Below are 16,083 nucleotides of genomic sequence, written 5' to 3'. Positions count from 1 at the left end.
TGGGAAGGGGCCTGAAGATCAAGATCAAGATCAAAAGCAAAAGCCAAGCGCGTTTTACGCGCTTTTCGTAGGAGCCGGCTTGCCGGCGAAGAGGCCCGTGAGTCATGCAGCGTCTGGGCGGACGCCTTCGCTGGCAAGCCAGCTCCTACACGGGGGGCGCTACACGCCGCTCCAGCTCCAGCTCCAGCTCCAGGCCGGCCGGCAGGCCGCCGTCGCGCTCTTGATTTTGATCTTGATCTGAACGCCCCGTTAACCACGATGGCCGAACGCAGGCATTGAGCCGTGGGTAACCCGGCAGGGATGCCGGGTTAGCCGCCCCAGGCCATGGATGGCCTGTGGCGGCGGCCCACGGATCAATGCCGGAGTGAGGGCATGCCGAGCCTAGGCGAGGCACCGAGTGGAGGGGCAGAGCGTTTTGCTTACTTTTGCGCTTTTCAAAAGTGAGCCGCTGTAAGAGCGGAACCAATATCCGCCACACCCGCAGCAACGGATATGTACACCCTCCTCAAAAACTCACCCGTTCCACCCCCCACCCAACGCCACCACCAACCCTACACTGGCCTGCAGCTCCCTTGTCTGCACCGCCTGCAACCCCCGTTGCGCCTGCAAGGCTGCGGTCTGCGCCGTCACCACATCCAGGTAGCTCACTGCTCCGGCCTGATAGCTGTTCATCGCCAAGGTCTGGGTGTGCTGGGCAGCATTCACCGCCGCCTGTTGGTCCAGCGCTTCCTGGCGCAAATCCCGCAGTTGCCCCAGGTTATCCTCCACCTCGCGCACCGCCCGCAGCACTTGCCCACGGTAATGGGCGGCAGCCTCTTCGAACTCGGCGTGGGCCTGGCGCTCATTGGCGCTCAGCCGCCCGCCGTCAAAAATCGGCAGGTTCACCAACGGCCCCAGGGCCCAATAACGATTGCCCGCGGCCAACAGATTGCCCACGCCCTGGGTCTGGCCACCGAGCATGCCGGTCAGGCTGAAATCCGGGTACCAGGCGGCGCGGGCGATGCCGATGCCGGCATTGGCGGCGTACACACGGCGTTCGGCGGCGGCAATGTCCGGCCTTCGTTGCAGCAGGGTGCTGGGCAGTTGCCGGGGAATGCTCGGCAGGCTCAAGAGTTGCGCAGAGGGCGTCAGGTGGAATTGGCTGGCCGGCTCGCCCACCAGTTCGCCGATGGCGTGTTCGGTGAGGTTGCGTTGGGCGCGCACTTCGTCCAGTTCGGCTTCGGCGCTGGCCAGTTGGCTCTGGGCCCGGGTCAGGTCCAGTTCCGAGGCGATCTGCCCCTGGTAGCGGTCGCGGGTCAGTTGCAGGGCCTGGGCGTAATCCTCCAGGGAGTGGCTGAGGATGCGGCTCTGGGCGTCCAGGCCATTGAGTTGCACATACAGGCTCGCCAGCTGTTTTTGCAGGCTCAGGCGCGCGGCTGCCAAGTCGTCGCCGGAGGCTTGGGCCTGGGCATCTCCGGCAGCCGCTTGATTGCGAATCCGCCCCCAGAGGTCGAGGTCCAAGCCCAGGGCAAAACCGGCGGTGTTGCTGTTGTATACCGAAGGCTGGGTGCTGCCGCGCAGCGGGCGGCTGTCCGACTGACGCTGGCGCAGCGGTTGGGCGCTGGCGCTGATCTGCGGGAACAGCCCGGCATGCAGTTGGCTGGCGTAGGCCTGGGCAGCGTCGTAGTGGGCCAGGGCCGCCGCCAGATCCGGGTTGGCTCGGAGCAGGCGTTGTTGCAGGTCATCCAACTGTGGGTCCTGGTACAGCCGCCACCATTGTTCGGCGAGCACCTGGGGCGCGGCGGCCGGGTGCCAGGGGCCGTCGGCGCTCTGTTCGCGATAGTGCGCGGGCAGGTCGATAGGCGGCACCTGGTAGTGGGGCGCCAGGGAGCAGCCGTGCAGGGCCAGCAACAGCAGGGCGGCGAGGGGCTTAAGCCTTGGGCGCATGTTCGCCTCCCGCGTCCGCCAGTTGCACCAGGTCACCTTCGCGCAGGGCGTCCGGCGGGTTGTCGATGACCTGGTCGGTCGCTTGCAGGCCCTGGTCGATCACCAGCCGCTCGCCCAGGTCCAGGCCGATATGAATGCTGCGCAGGTGCACGTGGCGGGAACCGTCGATCACCGCCACCTGGGTGCCCTGGGCGCGGAAGATCAGGGCGCTGGCGGGGATGCTCACACCGTGGGTGTCGGCAGGGATGGCCAGTGTGGCTTCGGCATAGTCGCCGGGCATCAGCGCGCCGTCCGGGTTGGCGGCGACGAACTGTGCCAGCAGGGTGCCGGAGCGTGGGTCGATGGCGGTGGAGTCGCCCAGCAGTTGCGCGCTGAAGTGCTGGCCAGGGTGCTCGGGCACGGTCAGCTGCGCTTGCAGACCAGGGTGGATCACGCTGGCGTAGTTCTGCGGAATCGGCACGTAGAGCCGCAGTTTGTGGGTGTCCGCCAGGTCGAACAGCTCCGGGTCGCTGTCGTTGTCGGCCTTGATCAACTGGCCGATATCGGTGTGGCGGGTGGTGATGGTGCCGGCGAACGGCGCACGAATGGTCTTGTAGTCCTCCAGCGCCGAGAGCCGCGCATAGTCGGCGGCGGCCGCCTCGGCATTGGCTTTGGCGGCGGCTGCGTTGGAGGTCTTTTCATCGGCTTCCTGGCGCGATACCGAGTGGCTGGCCAAGAGGTTCTGCCAGCGCTCGGCGGTGGTCTGGGCCAGCCGGGCATTGGCTTGCTGCTGGGTCATCCGCGCCCGGGCCTGGGCCACTTGCTGGTCCAGGTCGGGGCTGTCGATATGGGCCAGTACCTGCCCGGCGGCCACGTGGGTGCCTATGTCCTGGGTCCAGTCCTTGAGGTAGCCGCTGACCCGGGCATGGATCGGCGCCTTGCTCCAGGCTTCCAGGTGCGCCGGCAGGCGCAGGGTGTCGCCCAGCACGTTGTGCTGCGGCTGGAACACCAGCACTTGCGGCACGGCGGCGGATTCGGTCCAGGCAACGACGGCCCGTTCATGCCGGGTGCGCGCGGCCAGGCCGCTGGCCACCAGCAGGGCAGCCAGGCTCAGGCCGCCGATGCCCAGCAGCATCAGGCGTTTGCGCGAAGGGGTGTGATCAGGCGACATGGGTGTTTTCTCCAGCAACAGCGGATTGGGGACGGCGGCCGTGGACCAGGCTGAAGACCACGGGGACAAAGATCAGGGTGGCCACGGTGGCGAGGATCAGCCCGCCGATTACCGCGCGGCCCAGTGGGGCGTTCTGTTCCTCGGACAGGGCCAGGGGCAGCATGCCGATGATCATCGCCAGGGCGGTCATGCACACCGGGCGAAAGCGCGTGTAGCCGGCTTCCAGCGCGGCCTTGAGGGCATCGCCGTGTTCCGCCAGGCGCTCGCGGCAAAAACTCACCACCAGGATCGAGTTGGCGGTGGCCACCCCCATGCACAGGATGGCCCCGGTCAGCGCCGGCACCGACAGCGAGGTGCCACTCAAGAACAGCATCCACACGATCCCGGCCAGGGCTGCCGGCAGCGCGGTGATGATCACGAACGGATCGACCCAGGACTGGAAGTTGACCACGATCAGCAGGTAGATCAGCACCACCGCTCCCAGCAGGCCCAGGCTCAGGCCGCTGAAGGCTTCGTGCAGGGCGTCGATCTGCCCGTGCAGGCTGACCGTGGCGCCCTTGGGTCGCAGGGCCGCAGCGTCGTCCAGAACCTTTTGCATGTCGTGGGCCACGGCGCCCAGGTCGCGGCCCTGCACGTTGGCGTACAGGTCCAGTGTGGGCTGGATGTTGTAGTGGCTGACCACCGCCGGGCTCTCGACCCGGGAGATGTCCGCCAGGCCGCCGAGGATCTGCGACTGGCCGTTGCTGCCGGTGACCGGCAGCGCCTCCAGGGCCGGCAGGCTGTCCAGGCGGTATTGCGGGGTGGCGGCGACGATGGAATAGGACACGCCGTTCTTCGGGTTGAGCCAGAAGGTCGGCGCCACCTGGGAGCTGCCGGCCAGCGACGCCACCATGCTGTTGGTCACGTCGCGCTCGGTGATGCCCAGGCCATTGGCCCGCAGGCGATCGACCTTGACCTGCAAGGACGGGTAGCCGGTGGACTGCTGGATCCGCAGGTCGGCAATGCCCGGCACATGTTGCAGGCGCCGTTGCAGTTCCAGGGCGTAGGCGCGGTTGGCCGCGGCGTCGGGCCCTGAGATTTTCACGTCCAGGGGGGCCGGGGCGCCGAAGTTGAGGATCTGGCTGCTGATGTCTGCCGGCAGGAAGGCGAACTGGCTGCCGGGGAAGCTTTCCGGCAAGGTTTCACGCAGCTGTTTTACATAGTCGGCGCTGGGGGCGTGGCCGGGTTTGAGGGTGACCTGGATATCACCGTCCTGGGGGCCGATGGTGCCGCTGTTGCTGTAGGCCATGTCGATGCCGCTCAAGGGGATGCCGATGTTGTCGATGATGCTGTCCAGTTGCTCGGCCGGAATCACTTCGCGAATCCGCGCTTCGATGCGGTCGAAGGCCGCCGCGCTTTCCTCGATCCGCGTGCCCAGGGGCAGCCGCACGTGCAGGGCCAGGGCCCCGGCGTCGGTGGCGGGGAAGAAGTCCTGGCCCAGGCTCGGCAGCAGGGCGAAGGAGGCCAGCACGCAGGCAAGAAAGCCGAGGATGAAGGTCTTGCGCCGGCCCAGGGCCAGGTGCAGCAGGCCGTGGTAGGTGTCGCGCACGCTGGAGAAACGCGCCTCGAAACCCTGTTGAAAGGCCAATAGCCCGCGCACCAGGGCATTGCGCGGCTTGGCATGCTGTTCGCCTTCGTGATGGTTGATGAAGGCATCTTCCGGGTGATGCCCCGGACCTGCTTCCGGCGTATGGGGCTTGAGCAGGTACATGGCCAGTGTGGGCACCAGGGTCCGCGAGAGGATGAACGAGCTGGCCATGGCGAAGATCACCGCCAGGGCCATGGGCCGGAACAGGTAGCCGGCGATGCCCTGCAACAGGAACATCGGCACGAAGACGATGCAGATGCACAGCAGCGAGACGAAGGCCGGGCCGACGATCTGCTTGGCGCCGTCAAGGATCGCCACCTTCACCGCCTTGCCCTGTTCCAGGTGCCAGTTGATGTTCTCGATGGTCACGGTGGCGTCGTCCACCAGGATCCCCACCGCCAGGGCCAGGCCGCCCAGGGTCATGACGTTGAGGGTCTGGCCGCTGAGCGCCAGCAGGGCAATGGCCGAGAGCACCGCCAGGGGAATCGAGGCGGCGATGATCAGTGTGGAGCGCCAGCTGCCGAGGAACAGCAGGATCATCGCGCTGGTCAGCAGGGCGGCGATGATGCCTTCCTGGGCCACGCTGCCCACCGACTGCTTGACGAACACCGAGGCGTCCCCCAGCAGTGAGGTCTTCAGCGCTGGCGGCAGGGTCTCATTGATGCGCGGCAGCATCTGGCGGATGCCGTCGACGATCGACAGGGTGGAGATATTGCCGTTCTTCAGGGCCGGCATCAGCACCGCGCGGCGTCCGTCGACCCGCACGATGTTGGTCTGCGGCGGCGAGCCGTCGCGCACGTGGGCCACCTGGCCGATGGTGATCAGCGCGCCGTCCACGGTCTTGATCGGCAGGTCGTTGAGCTCCTCGATGGCGGTCGGGCTGTTGTTCAGCAGCACCGTGTATTCATCGCTGCCCAGCTTGGCGGTGCCCACCGGGATGATCTGGTTCTGCGCCGCCAGGGCATTGCCCACGTCCTGGGCCGACAGGCCCTTGGCGGCCAGGGCTTGCGGGTCCAGGTCGAGGGTGATCTGGCGCTGCTTGCCGCCCATGGGGGTGGGCATGGCCAGGCCGGGCAGGGAGCTCAGGGGCAGGCGGATGTTGTTCTGCACCAGGTCGCGGATCTTCGCCTCCGACAGGGTCGGGCTGGAAAACGCCATCTGCAGGATCGGCACCGTCGAGGCGCTGTAGTTGAGGATCAGCGGCGGGGTGATGCCCGGCGGCATCTGCTTGAGCACGGTTTGTGACACCGCGGTCACCTGGGCGTTGGCCGTGCGGATATCGACCCCGGGCTGGAAGAAGATCTTGACGATGCCCATGCCCGGCAGCGACTGCGACTCGATGTGCTCGATGTCGTTGACCGTGGTGCTCAGGGAGCGCTCGTAGGTGTAGATCACCCGCCCGGCCATGGCGTCCGGCGACAGGCCGTTGTACTGCCAGACCACCGCCACCACCGGGATGCCGATATCCGGGAACACGTCGGTGGGGGTACGCAGGGCCGCCAGGGGCCCGATGATGCAGATGAATATCGCCAGCACGATGAACGTGTAGGGCTTGAGCAGTGCGGTCTTGACCAGCCCGAGCATGCCGAAAACCTCCGAGGGAGTGGGGTTGCAAACCTCGGCAGCCTGCAGCGACCCACCTAACACGCGGCTTTCAGCCAGGTGAAGGAAGTTTTAGGTAAGGCCTGTATTTCCTTTCATGTGGATTCATTTGTTCTCGCACCGGGGCCTCGACAAGCTTGGTGGCCATCGGCGCAGGGGATTTTTCCGGGCTTGCGCCGCACTCATTACTGTCATTTGCGAGGTTTCGTCCATGTCCCTCAAACCCTTGTTGCTGCTGCCGGGCCTGGGCCTGGTGTGCCTGCTTTCGGCCTGTGCCGGGCCGCTGCCCAAGGCCGATCCGCAGCAGGCCTGGATCGATCTTGCTCCGGAGTCGCCGAACGACTTGCTGGCCGACAGCGTCGATGGCAAGCGCCTGAACGATGGCCGCTACTTCCAGGTCAGCCCCGGCCAGCACCGCTTGCAGATGGCTTTGCTGCAAGGGGCCAACGGCAACTCGGCGCAACCCGACTGCCTGGGGCGCCTGGACTATGCCGGGTTCCAGGCGGGGGGCCATTACCGACTGGTGGAGTCCAGCCAGGGCCAGGACGTCAGCGCCGAGCTGCTGGACGCCCAGGGCCGGCAGGTGGCCCAGAGCCGGCCGTTCAGTTGCCTGTAGGGCTTCTTTTTTCCATTGCCAAGGTAGATTTTCATGACACTCAAACCGCTGCTGCTGATACCCGTCCTGGGCCTCGCGTGCCTGCTCGGCGCTTGCGCCGGGCCCGTGCCCCGGCCTGATCCCAGCGAGGCCTGGATCGGCCTGCAGGAAGAGGCGCCCAACGACCTGATGGCCGAACGGGTGGACGGGCAGAAGACCGACGATGGTCGCTATTTCCAGGTCAAGCCCGGTGCTCACCGCCTGGACGTGACCCTGTTTGAAGAGAACGTCGGCGACTCCAACCAGCAAGACTGCGACGGCCACATCAGCTACGGCGGCTTCAAGGCCGGGGAGCATTACACACTGGTGGAGTCGAGCCTGGGGAACGAGGTGTCGGCGCGCCTGTATGACGCCAAGGGCAAGCAGGTAGCCAGTACCCACGACTTCAATTGCATGCCCGGCTGACGGGGTTGTTTACCGCGCTCAAACAAGGACATTTCGCTCACCACAAAGAGACGGGCCTGACTTCAGGCTCATGGCGAGCCACGGGATGATAGGGGCCTGTCTCCCAGCAAGCGGGCGTGCGTCATGAAGCAAGAGGCTGAAGCGGCGATCTCTTCCACCGAAGTGGCATTTGGCGAAGTGGCGCAAATGATCACCGCCGCGCGGCAGCGGGCAGTGCGCGCGGTGAATACTGAACTGGTGGAGCTGTATTGGCAGGTCGGTGCCTATATCAGCCGCAAGATCGAGGCGGCGGAGTGGGGTGATGGCGTGGTCCGGCAATTGGCTGATTACCTGGCGCGGCAGCAGCCGGGCCTGCGGGGTTTTACCCGACGTAACCTGTTCCGCATGCGGCAATTCTATGAGGTCTATCGAGGGGAAGAGAAAGTGTCAGCAGTGCTGACACAATTACCCTGGACCCAGAACCTGATCATTCTTGCGCAAGGCAAGTGCGCGCAAGAGCGCGAGTTTTATCTGCGCATGGCCATTCAGGAGCAGTGGTCAACCCGAGAGTTGGAACGGCAGATCAAATCCGCGCTGTTCGAACGCACGCTGACCCGCCCGGCCAATGCCTCGGCAACCTTGAAGCAGGCCCGTCCCGAGGCCCTGAAGGTCTTCAAGGATGCCTACATGGTGGAGTTTCTCGGCCTGGCCCAGGGGCATGATGAAGCCGACCTGCACCAGGGGCTGGTGCGCCAACTCAAGGATTTCCTGATCGAGATGGGGCGCGACTTCTGCTTTGTCGCTTCAGGCTATCCGCTGCAGGTCGGCGGGCGCGATTTCGCCCTGGACCTGCTGCTGTTCCATCGCGGGTTGAATTGCCTGGTGGCCGTTGAACTCAAGGTCGGGCGCTTCGAGCCGGAGTACCTGGGCAAGCTGGACTTCTACCTGGAGGCCCTGGATCGCCAGGTGCGCAAGCCCCACGAGAACCCTGCCCTGGGCGTGTTGCTCTGTGCCAGCAAGGAGGACGAGGTGGTGGAATATGCCCTCAACCGTTCCCTGTCACCGGCGCTGATCGCCGAGTACCGGACCCAACTGCCGGACAAGCAACTGCTGCAGGCCAAGTTGCAGGAGTTCTATGCCCTGGACACCCAGGCGCGGTGAGTCGGGTGGCCATGGTGTCGGGGGCGCTGCACTGCCTTGGTGAGTCGAATGCCCAGCCTGGCGCCGACCTCTGGCTCATTCCGACTCGCTGCCGAACCAGTCGGCCAGGCGTGCGCTGGCTTGCTCCTTGACCTCGGCGTTGATATGCGCAGCCACGGCCAGCACTGAACTGGTCAGCAGTCCAAGGTCATCCACGTACCCGGCCCCGGGGATCAGGTCCGGGATGATGTCCACTGGCAGTATGAAGTAACCCAGGGCGGCGTAAATGGTGGTCTTGGCCCAGATCGGGGTTTGCGGCCGTTGCGCGGCGTAGTAGAGCCATAGGGCTTTCTGGATCAAGGCCCGGCCGATGCGCGAGGCGTAGCGGCCGATCTTGCGCCAGAAACAGAGTTCAAGGGACTGGGCGGTGGACATGGCGCACTCCTGGGGGACATGGGTCCAGGTCATGGTCGCCACCCGAGCGCTGGACCGGCAGAGGCCAATATTTCCCCGGTCGTTCTCAGCGTAGGAGCCGGCTTGCCGGCGAAAGGGCCGGACCAGGCGCCGTGAATCTTGCGTCAGGACAGGGGCGCCTGTGAGTACGCCTTCGCTGGCAAGCCAGCTCCTACGGGGGGGCGTACACGGTGCTGCAGGAGCCGGCTGGCGAAGGGGTCAAGGGGCAATCAGCCCCAGGGCGCCGCCGGCCAGCAGCAGGGCAGCGAGGATCCCGGTGATGGCGAACAGCTGTTGCAACCGCGGGCCGGCCAGGTGGCTGGCTACCTGGCGTCCCAGCACCAGCCCCAGGACCGCCCCCAGGGCAAAGGGCGCGCCCACCGCCCAGTGCATGATCCCGCTGAGGCTGGCGGTGACCACGCTGCCCAGGGAGACCAGGGCGATCACCGCCAGTGAGGTGGCGACGATGCTCTTGCTGTCCAGGTTGGTGTAGCGGCTCAGGGCCGGGATGATGACGAAGCCGCCACCCACCCCCAGCAGCCCGGAAAGCAGCCCCGAGAGCATCCCGGTGAAGGTCAGCGCCCGGGCGCAGGGCAGGGTCCAGCGCAGGCGGCCCTGGGCCGGGTTGAGCACGCAGGGCATGAAGGCCGGGCGCGGCGCCGGCTTGCCCTGTTTCAGTTCCAGGCTGGCCTTGCGCAGGATGCGCCCGCAGGCGTACAGCAGCACCAGGGAGAACAGCAGCGCCAGCGGCAGGTTGGGCAGGCGGTGGGCCAGCCACAGGCCCAGCGGCGCCATGAGGATGCCGATGCCGGCCACGAACCCCGCCGCGCGGTAGCGCACGATGCCCTGGCGCAAGCCCAGCACCGCGCCGACGCTGGCTGCCAGGCCCACCGCCAGCAGGCCGATGGGCGCGGCCTCGACCATGCTCAGGCCCAGGCCGAAGACCAGGAGCGGCACGGCGAGGATGCCGCCACCGGCCCCGGTCAGGGCCAGGATCGCACCAATGATCGCCCCCAGCCCGGCGCCCAGAAGACTGTGTTCGCTCATGCTTTCGGGGCGTCCGTGGCCAGGGTCGGATGGGCCAGCCATTCGTGGCCCTTGAGCATGCCGCGCCAGTACAGCGGTGGCAGGATCCGTTCCTTCAGCCACCAGGCGCGACGGGTTGGCTGGCGCCCGTCCAGCAGCCAGCGCGGGAAACTCGGTGCCAGCTTGCCGCCATAGGTGAATTCGGCGAGGACGATCTTGCCCCGTTCCACGGTCAGCGGGCAGGAACCGTAGCCGTCGTATTCGGCCAGGCGGGTCAGGCGCTTGAGGGCCACCAGCACATTGTTGGCCACCACCGGTGCCTGTTTGCGCGCCGCGGCGGCGGTCTTGGCATTGCTGGTATTGGTGGCGTCCCCCAGGCCGTGGATGTTCACGTAGCGCTTGTGGCGCAGGCTGCCCGGGTCGACGTCGATCCAGCCGGCGGCGTCCGCCAGGGGGCTCTGGCGGATGAAGTCCGGGGCGCACTGGGGAGGCACCACGTGCAGCATATCGAAGGCCCGTTCCAATGTTTCCTGGCGGCCATCGGCCAGGGTGCGGACAAAGGTCGCGCGTTTGGCCGGGCCGTTCACCGCCACCAGGTTATGGCCGAAATCCAGTTCGATGGCGTATTTCTTCACGTATTCCATCAGCGCCGGCACGTAGTCGGCGACGCCGAACAGCACACCGCCGGCATTCAGGAAGCGCGGCTTGATCTGCCCCAGGCGGCCGTGGCGCAGCCAGTGGTCGCAGGACAGGTACATGGCCTTTTGTGGCGCTCCGGCGCACTTGATCGGCATCGGCGGCTGGCTGAACAGCGCCTCGCCCTGCTGCAGTTGCTGCACCAGTTGCCAGGTGTAGGGCGCCAGGTCGTAGCGGTAGTTGGAGGTCACGCCGTGGTTGCCCAGGGCCTGGGGCAGGCCGTCGATGGCGGCCCAGTCGAGCTTGAGCCCGGGGCAGACGATCAGTTGGTCATAGGCCAGCACCCGGCCGTCCTCCAGTACGAGGGCGTTGTGTTCCGGGTCGAAGCGGCTGACCGCGTCCTGGATCCACTTGACCCCCTGGGGCATCAGCTCGGCCATGGCGCGCTCGGTGGACTGGGCGCTGAATACTCCGGCGCCCACCAGGGTCCAGCCGGGTTGGTAATAGTGGTGCCGGGCAGGGTCGATGAGTGCCACGTCCAGGTGTGGATCGCGGGTCAAGAGGCTGGCAGCAACGGCGATGCCGGCGGCACCGCCACCGACGATCAGCACCTGGTGGCTGCCGTCGACAGTGGGCAGGGCCGGGTTGAAGGGGCGCATGGCAAGGTCTCCGTGTGGAGTAGGTAATAGTTATAGGGTGTTCAGGGGAATCTTCAGGTAGCTCACGCCGTTGTCCTCGGGCTCGGGGAAGTGCCCGCTGCGCATGTTGACCTGCACCGAAGGCAGGATCAGCACCGGCATGTCCAGGGTCGCGTCGCGGGCTTCGCGCATGGCCACGAAGCTGTCTTCGTCGACCCCCTGGTGAATGTGGATGTTGTTGGCGCGCTGCTCGGCGACGGTGGTCATGTACTGCAGCTCGCGGCCGTTGGGCAGGTAGTCGTGGCACATGAACAGCCGGGTGCTGGGGGGCAGGGCGAGGATCTTGCCGATCGAGCGGTACAGGGTCCGCGCGTCGGCCCCGGGGAAGTCGCAGCGGGCGGTGCCGTAGTCGGGCATGAACAGGGTGTCGCCGACAAAGGCCAGGGTTTCGTCGCCGACCTGTACCAGGTAGGTCATGCAGGCCGGGGTATGCCCCGGGGTGTGCATGGCCCGCGCGGTGAGGCCGCCGATGGCGAATTCGGCGCCGTCTTCGAGCAGCACGTCGAACTGGCTGCCGTCCCGGGCAAAGGCCGGGGCTTCGTTGAACAGCGCGCCGAAGGTCTTCTGCACCCGGGTGATCTGGTTGCCGATGGCCACCTGGGCCCCGAGCTGCGCCTTGAGGTAGGCGGCGGCCGACAGGTGGTCGGCATGCACATGGGTTTCCAGGATCCAGTCGACCCGGGCGTCCAGCTCTTTCACCCGGGCGATCAGGCGGTCGGCGGACTCGGTGTGGGTGCGGCCGGATTTCGGGTCGTAGTCCAGCACGCTGTCGATCAATGCGCAGTGGCGGCTGGCCAGGTCCATCACCAGGTAGCTGATGGTCCAGGTATGGCTGTCGAAAAAGGCTTCTACACGCAGCGTGTCGCTGATGATCATGGGGCACTCCAGGCAATGAAGGTGAGGGCAGTCTGCGCTGACGCTCGTTTCTTGAAGTGTCAATAAGCGTGCCAACCCGAAACGGCGTCGTTTGGCGCCTGTTCATTGGTTTAGACGCTTTTTCAACCCCTTGGTGATGTGTTGTCGCCAGGACTGTCATCCGGGCTTGGCAGTCATTTGGCAGTTGCTGGCAGAAAATGGCAGTGATGGCGCCCATGCTTTAAGCTGCCGCCTCTGCCCCGGAGTTGCCCATGTCCCTGATTGCCACCGACCTAGTCCCGCCACCGATGTCCGCCCTGGTGTCCTACCTCGAACACGACCCGCAGCCCACCATAGTGCTGGACACCGACTACAACATCATCGCCGCCAACACCGCCTACCAGCGTCAGTTCGGCGTGGCCGGCAAGCCCCACGTGGGCGCCAAGTGCTACCGGGTGTCCCACCAGTTCGCCGTGCCCTGCGACCAGGCCGGCGAGCATTGCCCGATGCGCAAGGCCCATGACAGCCGCGTACCGGAACGCATGCTGCACATCCACCACACGCCCCGGGGGCCGGAGCATGTGGACGTGGAGCTGCGGCCGATCATTGGCCAAGACGGCACGGTGGTGGCCTATGTCGAGCGCCTGAGTTCGGTGGCCGTGGCCTCGGTACAACCCCAGCAGAAGGGCCTGGTGGGGCGCTCGCCGGCCTTCAACGAAGCCTTGGGCGCCTTGCAGCGGGCGGCGCCGGCGCCGATCCCGGTATTGCTCCAGGGTGAATCCGGCACCGGCAAGGAGCTGTTCGCCCGTGCCCTGCACGACGGCAGCCCCCGGGCCAGCGGGCCGCTGGTGGTGGTGGACTGCACCGGGCTTACCGAAAGCCTGCTGGAAAGCGAATTGTTCGGTTATGAAAAGGGCGCCTTCACCGGTGCCCTGCAGCGCAAGATCGGCCTGGCCGAAGCCGCCCATGGCGGCACCCTGTTTCTCGACGAGATCGGCGAAGTGCCCCTGGCCATGCAGGTCAAACTGCTGCGCCTGATCGAGTCCGGCAGCTTTCGCCCGGTGGGCAGCCTGCGCACCGTGCACTCGGATTTCCGCCTGGTGGCGGCGACCCACAAGCCGCTCAAGGAAATGGTCGCCGCCGGCACCTTCCGCCAGGACCTGTACTACCGCATCAGCGCCTTCCCGATCCGCCTGCCTGCTTTGCGCGAACGCAGCGACGACCTGCCACTGCTGATCGACAGCCTGCTGCGCCGGCTTGACCCCGGGGTAGTGCCGCGGGTCGATCCCCAGGCCCTGGCCCAACTGAGCCTGTACACCTACCCGGGCAATATCCGCGAGCTGCGCAACATCCTCGAGCGGGCGCGGCTGTTCAGCGACGACGGGGTGATCCGCCTGGCGGACCTGCCGCCGGAGCTGCGCAGCACGCCGGCAGCAGCGCCGCCGGGCCGCCGCCGCGGCAACAAGGACCTGGAGCAACTGGCCCATGCCCTGGAGGTGTTCGAGGGTTCGCGCAGTGAGCTGGCCAGGGCCCTGGGCCTGAGCGAGCGGACCCTGTACCGGCGGCTCAAGGCCCTGGGTCTCTGAGTGCCGCAACTGATCAGGGGGCGGCGGTTTCGAGGAACTTGCTTTGCAGCCGCGAGCGAAACGCGGCATCGACCCCCAGCCCCTCGCGCAGGTAGTTCTCCACCGAGCCGTAGTCTTCGCGCATGGCCATGAACGCCGCTTGCAGGTAGCGCGCCTCGACGCCTAGCAAGGGCTGTAGCAGGGCAGGATCGGTACGGCCTTTTGACGCGAGCCGGACTTGTTCGGCGATCCGGCGGTTTTTTTCCCCGAGGAAGCGGTTGGACGCCAGATAGTCCTCCATCACCGTAGCTTCCGGCACCCCCAAGGCCAGCAACACCATGGCCGAAGCGAAGCCGGTGCGATCCTTGCCCGCGGTGCAGTGGTAGAGAACCGGGGTGCCCTGGTCATCGAGCAGGCCATGCAGCCAGGCTCGGAAGAGCGGGCTCTGCTCGCGGACGAATTGGATGTTGGCCCGAACCAGCACATCGTCCAGGTGCAGCTCGGCGGTGTCGCCACTGTTGATGCGCCGAGTCAGCTCGCGGATGTCGATGTTGCCGGCACTGATCGGCATCTCGATCCGCCGCTCCATCAGCGCCGGCGGCAGGCGGTCGGGGGCGTCGGCGATTTCCTCGCGGCTGCGCAGGTCCACCACACGCTGCAGTTGCAGACGTTGCAGCCTGCGTTGATCTTCGGCACTGAGTGTGTCCAGGGCTCCACCGCGATACAGCAGGCCCCACTTCACGCTACGTCCGTCGGCCGTGCGGTAGCCACCCAGGTCGCGCAGGTTGGGTGCGCTTGCCAGGTCCAGGGCGCGCAGCGCCTGGCGTTCGCTGGCGGGCAGTTCTTGCGGGGGCGCTGGCTGCTCGGCAGGGGCCGCATTGGCTGTGGCGATGGTGCACAGCAGGGCGGCCCCGAGGGCCAGGTCGAATCGGGTCATGTTGTGCTCTCCGTGAGTCTTCATTTGGCGCGCTTGCGCACGGCGGCGGGGGTGAAATCGCTGGCATCGTGGGCCAGGTCCGTCAGGCGGATCGGGCCGTGCTCATTGGTCAGGCGATCCACCAGATAGGCCCCGGACATCAGGTCGTGATACACCGATGGGCCCGCCTGATAGCTCTGGGTGTCATAGGCGTAGAAGGTGGTCTGCAGGTTGGTGCGCCAGAGGAGGTTGCGGGCGTCATAGCTGTCGGCCATGACCGCGCCCCAGGTGTCTTCGTCGATGTAGAAGCGGCGTTTGGCATACACATGACGGTTGCCGGGCTTGAGGCTGGCCTCCAGTACCCATACCCGGTGCAATTCGTAGCGCAGTGCTTCGGGGTTGGGGTGGCCAATGGTTTCGGTGAGCTTGGCCAGGGTGGTCGCGGGGTCGCTGATTGCATAGTTGTGATAGGGGATGAACAGCTCGCGCTTGCCGATGATCGTCCACTGGTAGCGGTCGGTGCCGCCATTGAACATGCGGCTGTCATCGTTGACCCGCAGGCCGCCGCTGGCGCCACTGGAAGGGTTGTCGTAGCCGACGTTGGGCGCGCGCCGCACCCGTCGGCTGCCCGGGTCGTATTGCCAGCTCTGCTGGGCGTTGGCCACCGGATCGACGAAGCCGTGGCCGAAGGTGATCTTGCCCAGCTCCCGGGCCGGTTCCAGGGTCCGGTACATGAAGTGGCTGTTGATGGCGTCGCGGTCGTCTTGCCGGGGGCTGTCCGGGTTGGTCCAGATATTGAGCGTCTGGTGATGCTGGACCTGACGTGCCTGCTTGCCGTTGGCCAGGGTGACGACCAGGCTGTAGACGCCTTCCTCGCCGGGCCCCCGCCCTTGTAGGGCGTGGTTCCAGATCAGTTCGTTGCCGTTTTTCGGGATCGGGAACGGCGACGCCCCCCAGGCCCCGGTGACGCCGTTGCCATCCTCGGTGAGTCGAGCGGTGCGCCCGTTTTCGCGAATTTGCTCTTCGATTTTCGCACTCGGGCGCATGTCGCGATGACTGGGATAGATGTCCATCCAGTAGCTGCGTGGATAGCGCTTGAACAGGGCGATCTGGCCGTCACTGAGGCGGTTCTGGTACTGCTCCAGGTTCTGCGCGGTAATCCTGAACAACGGGCGCTCTTTGGCGTACGGATCGGGGTACAGCGAGCCGCTGCCGGCGAACTGCACATGGGGCGGAGTGCCGCGCCACTGGCCGGACCAGCCAGGAATGCTGCCGTCGGCGTTACCGGCACGCTCCGCACCGACGGGCGTGAGATCTTGATCGAGGCGAGCCAGCTCGGCCTCGCTGAGCGCGGCCTGGGCCAGGGGGCACAGGCCAAGCAGGCCGGCGAGCACAAAGGCAGGGAATTGCGTTTGGCAGGACATGGAATGTTCTCCGGTTGTCTGGGCGA

Annotated in this window: 13 protein-coding genes; 4 read left to right on the top strand and 9 right to left on the bottom strand. The window is 66.3% G+C overall.

All coding sequences use genetic code 11. The features are described 5' to 3' along the window. Positions 1-513 precede the first annotated feature (513 nt). Genes M2395_RS08175 through M2395_RS08165 form a run of 3 tightly spaced genes read right to left on the bottom strand, consistent with a single transcriptional unit; the run spans position 514 to position 6,287 of the window. Positions 514-1,926 carry an efflux transporter outer membrane subunit gene (locus tag M2395_RS08175; protein WP_123430941.1) on the bottom strand — a complete coding sequence of 471 codons (1,413 nt, stop codon included), beginning with the start codon at positions 1,924-1,926 and terminating at the stop codon, positions 514-516. Beyond that, positions 1,910-3,076: an efflux RND transporter periplasmic adaptor subunit gene (locus tag M2395_RS08170; RefSeq protein ID WP_123430940.1), complete on the bottom strand. Its 1,167-nt coding sequence runs from the start codon at positions 3,074-3,076 to the stop codon at positions 1,910-1,912. Before M2395_RS08170 ends, M2395_RS08175 begins: the two co-directional genes overlap by 17 nt. After that, complete coding sequence (locus M2395_RS08165; RefSeq protein ID WP_123430939.1) at positions 3,066-6,287, bottom strand: efflux RND transporter permease subunit; 3,222 nt, start codon at positions 6,285-6,287, stop codon at positions 3,066-3,068. The genes M2395_RS08170 and M2395_RS08165 overlap by 11 nt, the downstream gene beginning before the upstream one ends. Positions 6,288-6,516: 229 nt before the next feature. Between M2395_RS08165 and M2395_RS08160 the strand changes: the two genes are divergently transcribed. The 3 genes from M2395_RS08160 to M2395_RS08150 all read left to right on the top strand — a co-directional run bounded on the left by M2395_RS08160 (position 6,517) and on the right by M2395_RS08150 (position 8,505). Continuing rightward, positions 6,517-6,921: a hypothetical protein gene (locus M2395_RS08160; RefSeq protein WP_053157911.1), complete on the top strand. Its 405-nt coding sequence runs from the start codon at positions 6,517-6,519 to the stop codon at positions 6,919-6,921. Between the two features lie 33 nt (positions 6,922-6,954). Continuing rightward, a complete protein-coding gene (locus M2395_RS08155) occupies positions 6,955-7,365 on the top strand; it encodes a hypothetical protein (protein WP_123430938.1) in 411 nt (136 codons plus the stop codon). Between the two features lie 123 nt (positions 7,366-7,488). Continuing rightward, positions 7,489-8,505, top strand: coding sequence for a YhcG family protein (locus M2395_RS08150; RefSeq protein WP_123430937.1), 1,017 nt, complete (start codon positions 7,489-7,491; stop codon positions 8,503-8,505). A gap of 75 nt (positions 8,506-8,580) precedes the next feature. Here M2395_RS08150 and M2395_RS08145 read toward each other — a convergent pair whose 3' ends face one another. The 4 genes from M2395_RS08145 to M2395_RS08130 form a co-directional block, all read right to left on the bottom strand. Next, on the bottom strand, positions 8,581-8,952 hold the full coding sequence (locus tag M2395_RS08145) for a YkvA family protein (protein WP_233447080.1): 372 nt from the start codon (positions 8,950-8,952) through the stop codon (positions 8,581-8,583). 204 nt (positions 8,953-9,156) lie between these two features. After that, positions 9,157-9,984 carry a sulfite exporter TauE/SafE family protein gene (locus M2395_RS08140; protein WP_053150999.1) on the bottom strand — a complete coding sequence of 276 codons (828 nt, stop codon included), beginning with the start codon at positions 9,982-9,984 and terminating at the stop codon, positions 9,157-9,159. Beyond that, positions 9,981-11,258, bottom strand: coding sequence for an FAD/NAD(P)-binding oxidoreductase (locus M2395_RS08135; RefSeq protein WP_053151011.1), 1,278 nt, complete (start codon positions 11,256-11,258; stop codon positions 9,981-9,983). Before M2395_RS08135 ends, M2395_RS08140 begins: the two co-directional genes overlap by 4 nt. 30 nt (positions 11,259-11,288) lie before the next feature. Continuing rightward, on the bottom strand, positions 11,289-12,173 hold the full coding sequence (locus tag M2395_RS08130) for an MBL fold metallo-hydrolase (RefSeq protein WP_011060861.1): 885 nt from the start codon (positions 12,171-12,173) through the stop codon (positions 11,289-11,291). Between the two features lie 251 nt (positions 12,174-12,424). Between M2395_RS08130 and M2395_RS08125 the strand changes: the two genes are divergently transcribed. After that, a complete protein-coding gene (locus M2395_RS08125) occupies positions 12,425-13,738 on the top strand; it encodes a sigma-54-dependent Fis family transcriptional regulator (protein WP_077933948.1) in 1,314 nt (437 codons plus the stop codon). 13 nt (positions 13,739-13,751) lie between these two features. On the opposite strand, the gene M2395_RS08120 is transcribed toward M2395_RS08125, so the two are convergent. Further along, a complete protein-coding gene (locus tag M2395_RS08120; protein ID WP_053157922.1) occupies positions 13,752-14,654 on the bottom strand; it encodes a tyrosine-protein phosphatase in 903 nt (300 codons plus the stop codon). A gap of 20 nt (positions 14,655-14,674) precedes the next feature. Next, the gene (locus M2395_RS08115) at positions 14,675-16,057 is read right to left on the bottom strand and encodes a DUF1329 domain-containing protein (protein WP_077933950.1); all 1,383 of its coding nucleotides are present in this window, start codon (positions 16,055-16,057) and stop codon (positions 14,675-14,677) included. Between the last annotated feature and the right edge of the window lie 26 nt (positions 16,058-16,083).

Origin of the sequence: Pseudomonas sp. BIGb0176, from assembly GCF_024810175.1 — a bacterium.
GTDB lineage: Bacteria > Pseudomonadota > Gammaproteobacteria > Pseudomonadales > Pseudomonadaceae > Aquipseudomonas > Aquipseudomonas protegens.
Note: the sequence above shows the minus strand (reverse complement) of the source record. Positions and strands in the feature narration are given on the sequence as shown.

What these genes read in the sequence shown, in the direction of transcription:
- M2395_RS08160 (WP_053157911.1), top strand. Translation starts at nt 6,517, where the DNA reads ATGTCCCTCAAACCCTTGTTGCTGCTGCCGGGCCTGGGCCTGGTGTGC.
- M2395_RS08120 (WP_053157922.1), bottom strand. Translation starts at nt 14,654, where the DNA reads ATGACCCGATTCGACCTGGCCCTCGGGGCCGCCCTGCTGTGCACCATC.
- M2395_RS08170 (WP_123430940.1), bottom strand. Translation starts at nt 3,076, where the DNA reads ATGTCGCCTGATCACACCCCTTCGCGCAAACGCCTGATGCTGCTGGGC.
- M2395_RS08175 (WP_123430941.1), bottom strand. Translation starts at nt 1,926, where the DNA reads ATGCGCCCAAGGCTTAAGCCCCTCGCCGCCCTGCTGTTGCTGGCCCTG.
- M2395_RS08125 (WP_077933948.1), top strand. Translation starts at nt 12,425, where the DNA reads ATGTCCCTGATTGCCACCGACCTAGTCCCGCCACCGATGTCCGCCCTG.
- M2395_RS08145 (WP_233447080.1), bottom strand. Translation starts at nt 8,952, where the DNA reads ATGACCTGGACCCATGTCCCCCAGGAGTGCGCCATGTCCACCGCCCAG.
- M2395_RS08150 (WP_123430937.1), top strand. Translation starts at nt 7,489, where the DNA reads ATGAAGCAAGAGGCTGAAGCGGCGATCTCTTCCACCGAAGTGGCATTT.
- M2395_RS08155 (WP_123430938.1), top strand. Translation starts at nt 6,955, where the DNA reads ATGACACTCAAACCGCTGCTGCTGATACCCGTCCTGGGCCTCGCGTGC.
- M2395_RS08130 (WP_011060861.1), bottom strand. Translation starts at nt 12,173, where the DNA reads ATGATCATCAGCGACACGCTGCGTGTAGAAGCCTTTTTCGACAGCCAT.
- M2395_RS08140 (WP_053150999.1), bottom strand. Translation starts at nt 9,984, where the DNA reads ATGAGCGAACACAGTCTTCTGGGCGCCGGGCTGGGGGCGATCATTGGT.
- M2395_RS08115 (WP_077933950.1), bottom strand. Translation starts at nt 16,057, where the DNA reads ATGTCCTGCCAAACGCAATTCCCTGCCTTTGTGCTCGCCGGCCTGCTT.
- M2395_RS08165 (WP_123430939.1), bottom strand. Translation starts at nt 6,287, where the DNA reads ATGCTCGGGCTGGTCAAGACCGCACTGCTCAAGCCCTACACGTTCATC.
- M2395_RS08135 (WP_053151011.1), bottom strand. Translation starts at nt 11,258, where the DNA reads ATGCGCCCCTTCAACCCGGCCCTGCCCACTGTCGACGGCAGCCACCAG.